The sequence below is a fragment of the Acinetobacter sp. WA-87 genome, from assembly GCF_039938935.1.
Lineage (GTDB): Bacteria > Pseudomonadota > Gammaproteobacteria > Pseudomonadales > Moraxellaceae > Acinetobacter > Acinetobacter seifertii.
This window is the reverse complement of sequence record NZ_JBDUVF010000001.1, coordinates 458,200-472,009: the sequence shown is the minus strand read 5'-3', so window position 1 is coordinate 472,009 and position 13,810 is coordinate 458,200. Positions and strand designations below refer to the sequence as shown.

The 13,810-nt window shown below is 37.1% G+C and carries 15 protein-coding genes; 6 read left to right on the top strand and 9 right to left on the bottom strand.

Translation table 11 applies throughout. The features are described from left to right. The first annotated feature begins 143 nt into the window (after window positions 1-143). Window positions 144-578 (top strand): HIT domain-containing protein, encoded by a 435-nt coding sequence (locus ABFY81_RS02280; RefSeq protein WP_004701924.1) that lies wholly within the window; start codon window positions 144-146, stop codon window positions 576-578. 51 nt (window positions 579-629) lie between these two features. After that, window positions 630-2,099, top strand: coding sequence for an adenylate/guanylate cyclase domain-containing protein (locus ABFY81_RS02275; RefSeq protein ID WP_019459027.1), 1,470 nt, complete (start codon window positions 630-632; stop codon window positions 2,097-2,099). Between the two features lie 50 nt (window positions 2,100-2,149). On the opposite strand, the gene fdx is transcribed toward ABFY81_RS02275, so the two are convergent. From fdx to ABFY81_RS02235, 8 genes are all read right to left on the bottom strand, one after another. Then, entirely contained in the window at window positions 2,150-2,488 is a 339-nt protein-coding gene (gene fdx, locus ABFY81_RS02270; protein WP_002049779.1) for an ISC system 2Fe-2S type ferredoxin, read from the bottom strand. 18 nt (window positions 2,489-2,506) lie between these two features. Continuing rightward, on the bottom strand, window positions 2,507-4,366 hold the full coding sequence (gene hscA, locus ABFY81_RS02265; RefSeq protein WP_347912942.1) for a Fe-S protein assembly chaperone HscA: 1,860 nt from the start codon (window positions 4,364-4,366) through the stop codon (window positions 2,507-2,509). Between the two features lie 38 nt (window positions 4,367-4,404). Further along, window positions 4,405-4,923 (bottom strand): Fe-S protein assembly co-chaperone HscB, encoded by a 519-nt coding sequence (gene hscB, locus ABFY81_RS02260; RefSeq protein WP_004701919.1) that lies wholly within the window; start codon window positions 4,921-4,923, stop codon window positions 4,405-4,407. 83 nt (window positions 4,924-5,006) lie between these two features. Then, complete coding sequence (gene iscA / locus ABFY81_RS02255; protein WP_004701917.1) at window positions 5,007-5,327, bottom strand: iron-sulfur cluster assembly protein IscA; 321 nt, start codon at window positions 5,325-5,327, stop codon at window positions 5,007-5,009. A 30-nt stretch (window positions 5,328-5,357) separates the two neighbouring features. Continuing rightward, a complete protein-coding gene (gene iscU, locus ABFY81_RS02250; protein ID WP_002049835.1) occupies window positions 5,358-5,744 on the bottom strand; it encodes a Fe-S cluster assembly scaffold IscU in 387 nt (128 codons plus the stop codon). A gap of 66 nt (window positions 5,745-5,810) precedes the next feature. Then, window positions 5,811-7,028 carry an IscS subfamily cysteine desulfurase gene (locus ABFY81_RS02245; RefSeq protein ID WP_004701914.1) on the bottom strand — a complete coding sequence of 406 codons (1,218 nt, stop codon included), beginning with the start codon at window positions 7,026-7,028 and terminating at the stop codon, window positions 5,811-5,813. A gap of 1 nt (window position 7,029) precedes the next feature. After that, complete coding sequence (locus ABFY81_RS02240; RefSeq protein WP_004701912.1) at window positions 7,030-7,503, bottom strand: Rrf2 family transcriptional regulator; 474 nt, start codon at window positions 7,501-7,503, stop codon at window positions 7,030-7,032. Window positions 7,504-7,614: 111 nt separating this feature from the next. After that, window positions 7,615-8,262: a hypothetical protein gene (locus ABFY81_RS02235; RefSeq protein ID WP_004701910.1), complete on the bottom strand. Its 648-nt coding sequence runs from the start codon at window positions 8,260-8,262 to the stop codon at window positions 7,615-7,617. Window positions 8,263-8,472: 210 nt separating this feature from the next. On the opposite strand from ABFY81_RS02235, the gene ABFY81_RS02230 reads away from it, so the two are divergent. The 3 genes from ABFY81_RS02230 (at window position 8,473) to ABFY81_RS02220 (ending at window position 11,367) form a co-directional block, all read left to right on the top strand. Then, window positions 8,473-8,928 (top strand): phasin family protein, encoded by a 456-nt coding sequence (locus tag ABFY81_RS02230; protein ID WP_004701909.1) that lies wholly within the window; start codon window positions 8,473-8,475, stop codon window positions 8,926-8,928. 169 nt (window positions 8,929-9,097) lie between these two features. Continuing rightward, on the top strand, window positions 9,098-9,370 hold the full coding sequence (locus ABFY81_RS02225; RefSeq protein WP_001043034.1) for an HU family DNA-binding protein: 273 nt from the start codon (window positions 9,098-9,100) through the stop codon (window positions 9,368-9,370). Between the two features lie 131 nt (window positions 9,371-9,501). Continuing rightward, complete coding sequence (locus tag ABFY81_RS02220; RefSeq protein WP_347912941.1) at window positions 9,502-11,367, top strand: SurA N-terminal domain-containing protein; 1,866 nt, start codon at window positions 9,502-9,504, stop codon at window positions 11,365-11,367. 39 nt (window positions 11,368-11,406) lie between these two features. On the opposite strand, the gene ABFY81_RS02215 is transcribed toward ABFY81_RS02220, so the two are convergent. Further along, window positions 11,407-12,372: an AraC family transcriptional regulator gene (locus ABFY81_RS02215; protein ID WP_191011381.1), complete on the bottom strand. Its 966-nt coding sequence runs from the start codon at window positions 12,370-12,372 to the stop codon at window positions 11,407-11,409. A 171-nt stretch (window positions 12,373-12,543) separates the two neighbouring features. Here ABFY81_RS02215 and ABFY81_RS02210 point away from each other — a divergent pair, with 171 nt between their 5' ends. Further along, complete coding sequence (locus tag ABFY81_RS02210; RefSeq protein WP_019459032.1) at window positions 12,544-13,767, top strand: alkane 1-monooxygenase; 1,224 nt, start codon at window positions 12,544-12,546, stop codon at window positions 13,765-13,767. The last annotated feature ends 43 nt before the right edge of the window (window positions 13,768-13,810 follow it).

Here is a 13,810-nt window from a genome sequence, read left to right as displayed (position 1 = left end):
ACTTATGCGCTATTTATACCTTGAGATATGAATAAGTGCATAAAATCATTATTATTTGTAAGCAAACAGGCTACTAATAATATTCACATCAAAACTGATGTGATAGTATTAGCCATTATTGTTTATTGTCATTTATAAAAGATATGTTTAGTTTGCATCCACAACTTGCTCAAGATACTTTTTTTGTAGGCGATTTTCCGCTTTCAACATGTCGTTTAATGAATGATATGCAATTTCCTTGGTTGATTTTAGTACCACGTGTACCAGGAATCACGGAATTATACGAATTGAGCCAAGCTGACCAAGAACAATTCTTACGTGAATCAAGCTGGTTATCTAGCCAGTTAGCTCGCGTTTTTCGTGCTGACAAAATGAATGTTGCAGCTCTAGGTAATATGGTACCTCAATTACATTTCCACCATGTTGTCCGCTATCAAAATGACGTAGCTTGGCCTAAACCTGTGTGGGGTACACCAGCGGTTCCATACACAAGTGATGTTTTAGCTCACATGCGTCAGACCCTTATGCTTGCTTTACGTGGTCAAGGTGATATGCCTTTTGATTGGCGCATGGATTAATCAATGTAATGCCACATCTCAGTGTGGCTACATTGAAATGTGGAGGATAGGGTGCAATTAGAGAGGTTTATAGATCGAGAACCTAAACAGTTTGCATATTTTCATCGTTTGATGGGGTATTCAATTCTGTCATTGATTTTAGTGATCTATGCTTTTACCTCACCAAATACTAATTATCAAATCTATATTCCTCCTTTTTTTCTTTTTTTACTTTTTATCAGTTCTAAATTAGAACATTGGTTACAGTATCAATTTGATAAGAAAACACAAAAAAGTGTTTTTTTTGCGATAGACACGATTGTGGTGGCAGTTACTCTTGCGGGAGTACACCTTAATCTTGTTCCAACATTTATTGCAGTTTTTGCCTTATTTTACTCAGCTATTAATAGTCGTATTTCGTTTGCAGTGATTTGTTTAACGAGCTTACTTGGTGCGATTATTTTTTATTTAAGTACTTTTTTCCTATTCGGTTTCCATCCATATTTTGAAGCTACTAGCCAAGAACTTACAGTAATTACTTTGCTTGGTCTGGTTATGTTTATAACCATTGGAAATTACTACCAACATCGCTGGGTCAAAAAAATTAGTCAGCAACGTCAGCATTATTATGATCAAATGACACGTTATATCGCTTTTGCTAATCAGTTAAGCCGCTATGCTCCATTACAGCTATGGCAATCTATTATGCGCGGTGAGGCTGAGGCAAAAATTGAATATAAACGTAAGAAAATGACAGTATTCTTTTCTGATATTCAGGGTTTTACTGAGTTATCCGAAACCTTAATTCCAGATGATTTGGCTTTCTTGCTTAATGACTATTTAAGTCATATGACTGAAATTGCCAAGCAATACGAGGCGACTGTCGATAAATTTATGGGAGATGCGATTCTCATATTTTTTGGAGATCCGAACTCCCAAGGTGTTGAGCAAGATGCCAAATCATGTGTAGAAATGGCAATTGCTATGCGTCAGCAAATGAAGTTGTTGCGTGAACGCTGGAAGAAAATGGGATATTCAGCCTTGCATATCCGTATGGGGATTAGTACGGGTTATTGCCACGTTGGGAACTACGGGGCAACACATCGTATGGCTTATACGATTGTGGGTCGTGATGTAAATTTGGCGGCACGTTTACAATATGCTGCTGAAATCGATGAGATACTCATTTCTGATGATACTTATCAACTTATTAAAAGTGATTTTCTATGTGCACCTAAAACACCTATTTATTTAAAAGGTATTCAAGGTGCAGTAAAAACATGGCAAGTCATGGAAAAATATACAGGTAACAAGTCAGATCATCAGCAATGGTTTGATTATGAATATAAAGGTTTCCATTTAGTCCTGAACTTAGAGGAAGTACAGAACTATGAATATCCAGAATTGGTTGAAGTGCTTGAAAAAATGATTCAGCGTATTAAAGTTCAACAAACTTTGATTAATACTCAAGGTGTTGCCCAGCTTAAACTTGAAGATGAAGTTAAGCAGATAAATATTGATCAAAAGCAAAACCAAATATAAATTTTATTAATAAAAAAAAGCTGCCGAAGCAGCTTTTTCACTATTATATTTTAATGATTTTCTGAAGCATGGTTAATTGTGTATTTCGGAATCTCGATTTCAAGATCTTCATCTACGATTTTAACTTGGCATGAAAGACGAGAGTCTGGCTCTAAGCCCCAAGCACGGTCTAAAAGATCGGCTTCAACATCATTCATTTCTTCTAAGCTATCAAAACCTTTGCGAACAATGACATGGCAAGTTGTACATGCGCATGACATGTCACAAGCGTGTTCGATTTTGATACCTTTGTTGAGCAGGCTCTGGCAAAGATTTGCATTTTGTTCAACCTCAAATTCTGCGCCTTCGGGACAAATCTGAGCATGAGGAAGTACTTTAATACGTGGCATATTGATCACCTATACCTTTTAGTTTGATTTTGACCAATCGTCGAGTTTTGTGCCTTTTAAGGCATGGTCAATATGTCGATTCATTCGTAGTGCTGCAAACGCATCACTATGTACTTTAAGCTGTTGAACTGCTTGCTCAATCGCTTGGATATCGCTGCCTTCAAGCTGAGCTTTCAAGGATTCTTTTGCAGAGTTAAGAGCTTCACGCTGGTTTTCATCAAGTAAATCTGCATCTACTTTTAATGCTTGCTCTAGAGCCTCAAGTTCACGTTCTGCTTCAACTTTGGTTTCCTTTAAGTGACGAAGATTTTTGTCTTCTTCGGCATGTTGAAAACCTTCAATTAATAAGCGTTCCGTATCTGCTTCAGATAAACCATAAGATGGCTTAATATCAATATAGGCTTGTACACCAGAAGTTGTTTCACGAGCAGAAACAGTGAGTAAGCCATCTGCATCAACTTGGAAAGTGACCTCAATACGAGCTTGGCCTGCTGTCATTGGTGGAATACCATGAAGCACAAATCTGCCTAATGAGCGGCAATGTTCAACTAAATCACGTTCACCCTGAACTACATGAATTAACATGGCAGTTTGACCGTCTTGATAAGTTGTAAACTCTTGACGACGGGCTACAGGAATAGCTGTATTACGAGAAATTAGGCGTTCAACTAAACCACCCATTGTTTCTAATCCAAGAGAAAGAGGAGTCACATCTAAAAGAAGTGAACCATCTTGACTATTGCCGATTAACTGATTTGCCGTAATCGAGGCACCAATAGCCACAACTTCATCCGGGTTGATTGTGCAGAGAGGCTCTTGATTAAAAACGTCACGGACTGCTTTCTGAACCGCATAAGAACGGGTAGAACCACCTACCAAAACAACATTTTGAATGTCAGTTAACTCAATCTTGGCATCGCGTAATACACGCTTACAAACACTAATGGTTTTATCTAGAGCCACTTGAATAATGCTTTCAAATGTAGGGCGATCTAGTGTAAGAGTTGTATCAATCAGCTTTAATTCAACTGAATCTTGAGTAGATAATTGTTCTTTAGCTTGACGCGCTGCAACTATAAATACGGCATAGTCTTCATTACTTAATACATCAATACTAAGCTGTTTTTTTGCCCATTTCACAATTAGACGGTCTAAGTCATCACCACCTAAAGCTGTATGACCACCAGTCGCTAAGACTTCAAATACGCCTTGTGAAAAACGCAAGATTGATACATCAAAAGTACCACCGCCCAAATCGTAAATTACATAGTTACGGTCGGTCTCTAAGTTACTTTCTTGATCCAATCCATAAGCAACTGCGGCAGCTGTAGGTTCATTTAATAAACGTAATACATTTAAACCAGCAAGTTGAGCGGCGTCACGAGTTGCTTGACGTTGAGCTTCATCAAAGTAAGCAGGAACTGTAATCACAGCACCATTAACAGGATTTTGTAGACTGTCTTCAGCACGATCTTTTAATTGTTTTAAAATTTCAGCTGAAATTTCTACAGGTGTTTTACGTCCAGCACGAGTTTCAAAAGCAGGCATCTCGTTTTCTGAGCCTACTAATTCATATGGATGCTGAAACTTAATATCTGCTTTTGAGCGACCCATAAATCGTTTAACAGATACAATTGTATTTTTTGGATCTGCAATGATAAATGGTTTAGCTTCTTCACCATAATGAGTTGTATTGTCCCCATAATGAACGATAGAAGGAAGTAATCTTCTATTTTGAACATCATTGAGTACTTTAGGTTTGCCTGATAACACTGTCGCAACTAGTGAGTGTGTTGTTCCTAGGTCAATACCAATCGCAATGCGATGTTGGTGTGGGGCACTGGATTGACCCGGTTCAGCAATTTGCAAAAGTGCCATGAGTTAAATCCCTTGAAAATAAAGTAGAAAAAGCAAAATTAAAAATCATCGTCTAAATCAAAGCTGTCTTCTTCATCTAACAGTTGATCTTCTGCTTTATCAATATCGTTCAAAACACGTTGAAAGAAACGTAACTTACGTACGGTATCACGTGCTTCAGCCCAATCTTCTTCGCTGTAATCAATTTTGAATTCACGAACCAGGCCATCAATCCATTGTTGTACTTCTAGCTTTAAAGTACGTAAATGTTCAGTTGTTGTCGCTTCGTCAAGTTGTTCACGAAGTTCTAAAGCAGATTGTAGAAATTCAAAATCACTAATAGATTGATCAAGATGATGATCTTGCTTCTTAAGAGCTAAAAGATAAGCAGCACGACTATCTACTTGTGATAGTGTTTTAAAAGCTTGATTGATTTCACTTGATTTGATCAATGCTTGATCTTTATCTGAGGCTTTATCTGGATGATATTGTTGCTGCAAACTCAAGAAATTTGATTTTAAGCTTGCCAAATCGATATCGAGTGCCACAGGTAAATTGAACAACTCAAAATGATTCATTAGAAATGGGATCCGCGTTAATTAAATACATTAAAACAGTGCTTAATAGACACTGTTTTAATGAGAAAAAGGAAAGGAGAGGATTAAACAGTGAAAGATTCACCACAACCACATTCACCCTTTTTATTAGGATTGTTAAATTCGAACCCTTCATTAAGGCCATTTTTAACATAGTCCATTTCTAAGCCTTCTAAATAAACTAGGCTTTTCGGATCTACAAAAACCTTAACGCCGAACTGTTCGAAAGTTTGATCATGTTCATCGATTTCATCTACAAACTCGAGAACATAAGCCAACCCAGAACAACCAGAAGTTTTCACACCAACGCGAATGCCTTCACCCTTACCTCGGTTTTTAAGGTAATTGCTAATATGAGTCGCAGCATTTTCAGTTAAATGAATCATGAAAACTCCAACGTTTATAATGGTAACAAATTAAGCTTTTGACTTTTTACTACGATAATCTTCAATCGCAGCTTTAATCGCATCTTCAGCTAAAACAGAGCAGTGAACTTTTACTGGCGGAAGAGCTAACTCAGTCGCAATATCAATATTTTTGATTGCTTGAGCTTCATCAAGAGTTTTGCCTTTTAACCATTCAGTTACAAGAGAACTTGATGCGATTGCAGAACCACAACCGTAAGTTTTAAAACGTGCTTCTTCGATTACGCCACTGTCATTTACTTGGATCTGTAAACGCATCACGTCGCCACATGCAGGTGCACCCACCATACCTGTACCAACATTTTCAGAGTTTTTGTCTAAAACACCAACATTACGTGGATTTTCGTAATGATCAATTACCTTTTCGCTATAAGCCATTTCGCTTCTCCAAACCTCGGGGTCAGCCTAATATTAATATGAGGGTTAAAACACTAATTTCAATAATTAGTGTTCTGCCCATTCAACTGTAGAAAGATCGATACCTTCTTTGTACATATCCCAAAGCGGAGAAAGTTCACGTAATTTCTCAACAGCAGCTTTGGTAATTGTAAGCACGTGGTCAATGTCTTCTTCAGTCGTGTATTTACCAAAACTAAAGCGAATTGAGCTGTGTGCAAGCTCATCAGATAAACCTAATGCGCGAAGAACATATGAAGGCTCTAAAGTTGCAGAAGTACAAGCTGAACCACTTGATACGGCAGCATCTTTAAGCGACATCATTAAAGATTCACCTTCAACAAAGTTAAAGCTGACATTTAAATAGTTTGCAACGTTTTGAGTTGGATGACCATTTAAGAACACTTGTTCAAGATCTTGTAAACCGTTCCAAAGTTTGTCACGAAGTTTACGAAGACGCTCTTGTTCTGCATGCATGGTTTTGCCTGCGATTTCAAAAGCCTCACCCATACCTACGATTTGGTGAGTAGCCAAAGTACCAGAACGCATACCGCGCTCATGACCACCACCATGAATTTGTGCTTTTAAGCGAACACGTGGGCTACGACGTACATATAATGCGCCAATACCTTTTGGACCATAAATTTTATGAGCAGAGAAACTCATAAGGTCAATTTTCATAGTAGATAAGTCGATATCAACTTTACCAGCTGCTTGTGCTGCATCTACATGGAAAAATGTTTTATTGGCACGTGTTAATTCACCAATCGCCGCTACATCTGTAACTGTACCAATTTCATTGTTTACCATCATAAGAGAAACAAGAATAGTATCTGGGCGAAGGGCAGCCTTCACCATCTCAGGAGTGATTAAACCTGTTTGTGGCTGTGGCTCTAGGTAAGTAATTTCAAAACCTTGTTCTTCTAATTCACGACAAGGATCTAGAACAGCTTTGTGTTCAATTTTACTTGTAATGATATGTTTGCCTTTAGATGCGTAGAATTGAGCTACACCTTTAAGAGCAAGGTTATCTGATTCGGTTGCACCAGAAGTCCAAACGATTTCACGTGGGTCGGCTTTAATTAAATTTGCGACTTGCTCACGTGCATATTCAACTTTTTCTTCTGCTTGCCAGCCATAAGCGTGGGAACGAGATGCAGCATTACCAAAGGTACCGTCGAAAGTTAAACACTCCATCATACGTTCTGCAACTTGCGGATCTACTGGAGTGGTTGCTGCGTAATCAAGATAAATTGGACGTTTCATATCAAATACCTGTACCCGATAAAAGAGCTGAATCTATGCCAGTCACATTTTGGCGTAGTGCAACAGTTTGAACGTTGTCTCGGCTAATGAGGTCGGCAAGAGTGATTTTGGCTAAATAGTCGGCAATATGATGAGAGAGTTCTTGCCATAAATCGTGAGTCAGACACATTGCACCATTTTGGCAGTTACCTTTATGGTCGCAACGCGTTGCATCAACGGTTTCATTTACGGCTTCAATGATTTCTAACACAGTAATTTCATCAGCGTTTCGAGCCAAATGGTAACCACCATTTGCACCGCGAACACTAGAAACTAACCCATGACGCTTAAGTTTAGCGAATAACTGCTCTAAGTAAGCAACTGAAATAGATTGACGTGCGGCAATTTCGGCGAGCGTGATCGTTTGTTCAGTTGGCTGCAAAGCTAAATCAAGAAGAGCAGTCACTGCGTAGCGACCGCGAGTTGTAAGGCGCATGATTCGATACACATGTTAAGACTAGATAATAGGATTTTATGAATCCCGACTAAAATAGTCAAGTTTTTTTATTTTTAATTCAAGTGTAGGATCAAGATAGAAAAAAATGAGTTATGCTGCCCATAAATTATATATCAAATAAGCAAAAAATATTAGGCTAATTATACCAAAGCACAAGTTAATATTGCGTTGGCGTTGCTGTAAACGTGCAATTCGATTCTGATATTGTTTAATTTCTACATTTAATGAATTGATCTCTGAACGTTGTTGATCGATTTTTTCAAGTAATGGGGCAATTCTTTTGCGTGAAGCAAGTGTCTCAGCTTCGTCATCTGGCGTGTTGAACCATTGTTTCCAGTCTGCTAGAAGTTTAGGTAATGTGAGATGTGAAATTAAATCGATGAGTTCTTTTTTAGTTTCTGAATCTCCATCAATTCGCATGTTGTTTAAACTGCGTTGATTTGAGAAAGCGAAAATCTTGATAAGATCAATAAGTGTACTATTTATTTCTAAGTCAATACGACGGTCATATGAGTGAATATCGAATAGCAAGCCTTTTTCAGTAAATTGCACATAGAAGTCGAAAAATGGCAAATAGCTATTAATGCGGATTGTGATTTTATTAGCGATAAACTTTTTCGCTTGCAAGCGAAGAACACCATCGTGGGTGAGAATAAATGAGAAAAAAGTTTCTAAAATAATTAGAACAATATTCAGCAACAGACGTGGATGTTTTTGTCTTTGTTGCGTTTCACTCATAAAAGTTTATCCTTAAATATTAGAGATTAATTGAGGGAATGAGACATCCTATCTCAAACTTAGCATAATGTCCTGTTAAATATATTTACATGACATGATTGTTTTGTAGAACAGTTTCATAAATGTATCAAGTCTTGACTTTGATATTATAAGAATATTTTGTGGTTAAATAAGACTTCGTCTGTCTCATCCGATCAGGAGCTTAGATCAATGGATAATGCAAATATAGAAACACAAGTAGAAGAGCAAGGAGAAAAAAATAAATTAAAATCAAAAAGTTCTAGGAAGTCTGCATTAGATTTTAGAAAGTATACTAAACAGATCTGGTTAGCAGGTCTAGGTGCTTTTTCTCGTGCTGAAGAAGAAGGCAATAAACTATTTGACTCGCTAGTCAAAGTAGGTGAAGAGCTTGAGTCCAAAACAGGTGATTTAGCAGATACAACTGTTGGTAAAGTAACCGAAAAAGCCAAAGAGTCTGTTTCTGACACCAAAGATAAAGTTGAAAAAATCTTAGATACCAGTGTGAATCATTCTTTAAATAGAATTGGCTTAGTTACTCCTAAGGACTTACAGCACATAGAACAACTCCTGGTTCAACTGCATATAAAGGTTGATGCTTTAATTGAAGAAAATCAAAAATTGAAGGCAAAATTGAATGAAAAGTAAAAAAATGTAGGGATTTAGCAAATATATAACAGTTTTTTAGCATTTATTTTTGCTAAAAGCTCTGCTCTAGTATTGCGTTTTCCCCCAAAGCATTGCTATAAAGGCGTCATGGCCTTTTAAACTATAGCCTTGGACCTTAAACAAACGATATTAAGAGGATGTTTTATTCATGAATAAATCAGAATTAATCGATGCAATTGCTGAAAAAGGGGGAGTATCTAAGACTGATGCAGGCAAGGCACTCGATGCGACAATTGCGTCAATTACTGAAGCACTAAAAAAAGGTGACACAGTAACTTTAGTTGGTTTCGGTACTTTCAGTGTTAAAGAACGTGCTGCACGTACTGGCCGTAACCCTAAAACTGGTGAAGAGCTTCAAATTAAAGCAACAAAAGTACCTAGCTTTAAAGCTGGTAAAGGTCTTAAAGATTCAGTTGCTTAATCTTTTAAGATGATTAAACGCGCCAATATAGGCGCGTTTTTTATTAAAAATCTGAATTGACCAATATTGCTCATTCATTCATTGTGGTTTTTCAGTTAAAATTCTCCTCGAAATAAAATATTGGAATACTTATGGAATCTTTTCGTACAGTCATTAAGGGTTGGCTAGGCAAAGTCCTTTTAATTTTGTTTTTGACCCCTTTAGCGCTTGTAGGTATTAATGGATATTTTAATAGGGGAAACAAGGCAGATGTCGCAAAAACTGTCAATGGACAGGACATATCAAAAAAAGACCTTGAAACTTTAACGCAAAGGTATAAAGAACAATATTTAGCTGCTGTAAAGGGTGATGAAAGTTTACTTAATTTACCGGTAATTCAAGCGAAAGCACTTGATATATTGGTATCTCGTAATTTACTTATTCAGCAAGCTGAAAAACTCGGTATCTCTTTAAGTGATGCTCAAATCGAGCAAATGTTGGCTCAACAGCCAAGTTTGCAAGAAAATGGCCAGTTTTCACAAAAATTATATGAAAATTATTTGCGTTCGATTGGTATGACAAGCCAAGCTTTAATTGCGAGCTTGCGTCAAGATCACGCTTTAAAAATGTTGACTTCAACTTTTTCAGATTATTCTTTAGTAAGTAAAGTTGATTTAATGCAAATTGCTAATTTGCAAACAGAACAACGTACATTACATTTGGCTAGTATCAAGTTAGACAGTTATAAAACTGGCTTAACTGCATCGAATCAAGAAGCTACTGACTATTACAACAAACATCAGAATGAGTTTAAACAGCCTGCTTCAGTTGATGTGGATTATGTTGTTTTATCTCCATCTTTAATGGCTAAGCCTGTACCAGCAACAGATGCTGAACTTAAGCAAGCCTATTCGAAGTTTGTAGAAACTCAGCAAAAAGATGCTAAACGTGTTGTTAAACATATTCTTATTACGACTGATGGTCGTGATGATGCAGCAGCCCAAAAGCTTGCTAAAGATGTATACGCAAAAATCCAAGGTGGTCTTTCATTTGCTCAAGCAGCAGCCCAGTTTTCAGAAGATCCAACTTCGAAAGCGAAAGGCGGCTTAGTTGAGGCATATGCACCTGGTATTTTCTCTGATGCATTTGATAAAACTGTTTTAAGTTTGAAAAATGGTCAAGTTTCACAGCCAGTAAAAACACAATATGGTTACCACATTATTGAAGCAGAAACCCCAGCGACTCAAATTCCTTCATTTGATGCTGAGAAGGCACGCTTAACTGCAGAAGTTGAAAAGAATAAAGTTGCTACTGTTTATTCAGATACCGTTAATAGTTTGAATGAAACGATTGTTGGTAATGATTCTTTAGATGCAGTTGTACAGCAAGTCAAAGGTACAAAAATTGAATCTTTAAATGGTGTAACTTTAGCTACTCAAAATCCGCAATTAAGTGATCCAAACGTAAAAATTAAATTGTTTAACGATGATGTGAAAAATGGTGATCGTAATGCTTCATCAAATATTCAATTAGCGAATGGCGATACTGTCTGGATTAAAGTACGTGACTATCATGCAGCTGGCGTTAAACCAATTGCTCAAGCGATGAATGAAGCGAAAGCTAAAGTAATCGATGAAAAAGCACGTAAAGCGGCTCAAGCAAAAATTGCAACAATGTTGACTGAATTCAAAACTCAGCCAGCTGAACAGGTTGTTGCAAAAAATAAGGTACCTTTTGAATCTGCAGGTGTATTTACTCGTTCACAAGGTTTGAAACGTGCAATTGAGCGTGCAGCATTTAGTGTTCCTACGCCAAAACCTGGTATGTGGTCTGTTACAACAGCGAACTTACCAAATGAGTTAGTCGTTGTTGCTGTATCTAATGTAAATTCAGCTGCGGTAAATGCTATGCCAGCCGACCAGTTAAAGCAATTACAGCAGCTTTATCGCCAGTCTCGTGGGCAGCAAATACTTGAAGATTACAGCGAATACTTAAAGTCACACGCTAAAATCAAATAAAATTTATGTAATAAAAAAAGCGCTTCGGCGCTTTTTTTATTACTGATCTAGACTGCTCCCAACATAGTTTTGTCTATATTGTTTAGGCGATAAATCAAATACTCTTTTAAATGCCTGACTAAAGGCTGTTTCTGAAGAATAACCGACTTTATTTGAAATTTGTTGAATTGATAAATTGCTTGTACGCAGATATTGGCTCGCTAAACGAAAGCGATAATGCTGTAAATATGTAAGAGGAGGTTCACCAATAATGCTATTAAAAAGGTTGGCAAACTTAGATCGTGACATGCAACATTGTTCAGCTAATGATTCAACAGTCCAGCTTGCTTCAGGTTGACTATGAATTGCTGATAGAGCATTACTCAGCTCAGGGTGAGTTAAGGCACCTAACCAGTTTTGCTGATCTGACATTTGTTGAATATGATCACGAATACATTCAATTAAAAGAATGCTCACTAAATGATCGATAATCTTGTCATGCCCAGGTTGAATTTTTTGTGTTTCGACTGCTAAAAAATACAGTCCTATTTGCAACCATTCAGGAGGAGTGGTTTGATTCTCTCGTTGAATATGCATGATAGGTGGTAATGCATTAATAAGTGGTCCTGCCATATGCGTATCAACTTGACAGCGTAAACAGAGCAGTAATGTATTTTCAGATGTTGCTGAACCGAGCTCAATCGGGTCTTGTCGATGTCCGTTAAATAACGGAGTAATATCGACAGGATCTACAAGTTTACTTGCAGTCGCTTTTGAGTCTGTAGCATGGTGAGCTTTTCCAGAGGGAATTAAAATAATATCTCCAGCCTTAGCTGTTATTTTTTCTGAAGCATTTATTTGAATATATACAGAACCGGTTAAAACGATATAAGCAAGTAAAGCAGATTGATCTTGTGTTTTAAAAGCCCATTCATTTTGTGCTTTGATATAGATATATTCTGACTTATTTAAGTGGATATCATCAAAAAATTTACTTAGTGCATCCATGTTTACGCGATCAATCATTATTTTAATAAAATTATAGTGAGCTGTAAGAATAGATCAACATGTGTTTTTAGGACAAAAAAGTGGAAGAAAATGCCAAAGACTTTGAAATAGGTTTTTTGGACGGTTACAACTGTTAAGCAAATGGTATTTCTTTAACTATATAGATATATAGAAAAAGGAAATATGACTATGAATGCACCAGTAAATGTTCAGCAAGAACTTATGCCAGTGCCAGCGTCTATGCGTGAGATAGATCGTAAGCGCTATTTATGGATGATTAGTCCGGCTTTACCTGTAATTGGTTTAGGTATTTTAGCTGGTTACCATTTTGGTCCACGCCCATTAAAGAAAGTATTTGCTTTAGGTGGTCCACTTTTATTACATGTTGTGATTCCTGCAATTGATACGATTATTGGTAAAGATGCACGTAATCCAACTGATGAAGAAATTAAACTTCTAGAAAAAGATCCGTATTATTCACGTTTGGTGAAGAGCTTTATCCCATTACAATATGCAGCAAACGTTTATGCATGTTATTTAACAAGCCGTAAAACTACTTCTTTTATAGATAAAATTTTACTTGGTATTTCAATGGGTGCAATCAATGGTATTGCGATTAATACTGCTCATGAACTAAGCCATAAACATGATCGTATTGACCATATTTTATCTCATCTTGCTTTGGTGCCTACAGGTTACAACCATTTCCGTATTGAGCATCCATATGGCCATCATAAGCGTGCGGCAACGCCTGAAGACCCTGCATCTTCACGGATGGGTGAAACATTCTATGAATTCTGGCCGCGTACAGTTATTGGTTCTTTCAAGTCAGCAATTGAAATTGAGAAAAACCGATTAAAACGTAAAGGTAAAGAGTTCTGGTCACTCGATAATGAATTACTGCAAGGCTGGGGTATGACTGCTGCTTTTCATAGTTCGATGATTGGACTTTTTGGTAAAGGTACGATTCCGTATTTAGCGACGCAAGCGTTTTACGGTATTAGCTTATTTGAAATTATTAACTATATCGAGCATTATGGTTTATTGCGCCAGAAAAAAGAAAATGGTCAGTATGAACGCACAATGCCAGAGCACAGCTGGAATAATAACAACGTAGTGACAAACTTGTTCTTATATCAGTTACAGCGCCATTCAGATCACCATGCTTATCCGACTCGTCCATTCCAAGCACTGCGTCATTTTGATGAAGCACCTGAGTTACCAAGTGGTTATGCAAGTATGTTGCTACCAGCATTAATTCCTTCACTGTGGTTTAAAATGATGGACAAGCGTGTATTTGATCACTACAAAGGTGATTTAAATAAAGCAAATATTTCACCAAAACGTCGTGCAAAAATCTTTAAAAAATTCGGTGTAGTTGATAAGTCATTAGAAGTTACGCCAGTTAAATAAATAAAAAATATATACCTGAAATACCTAACCCTCTAATCATATG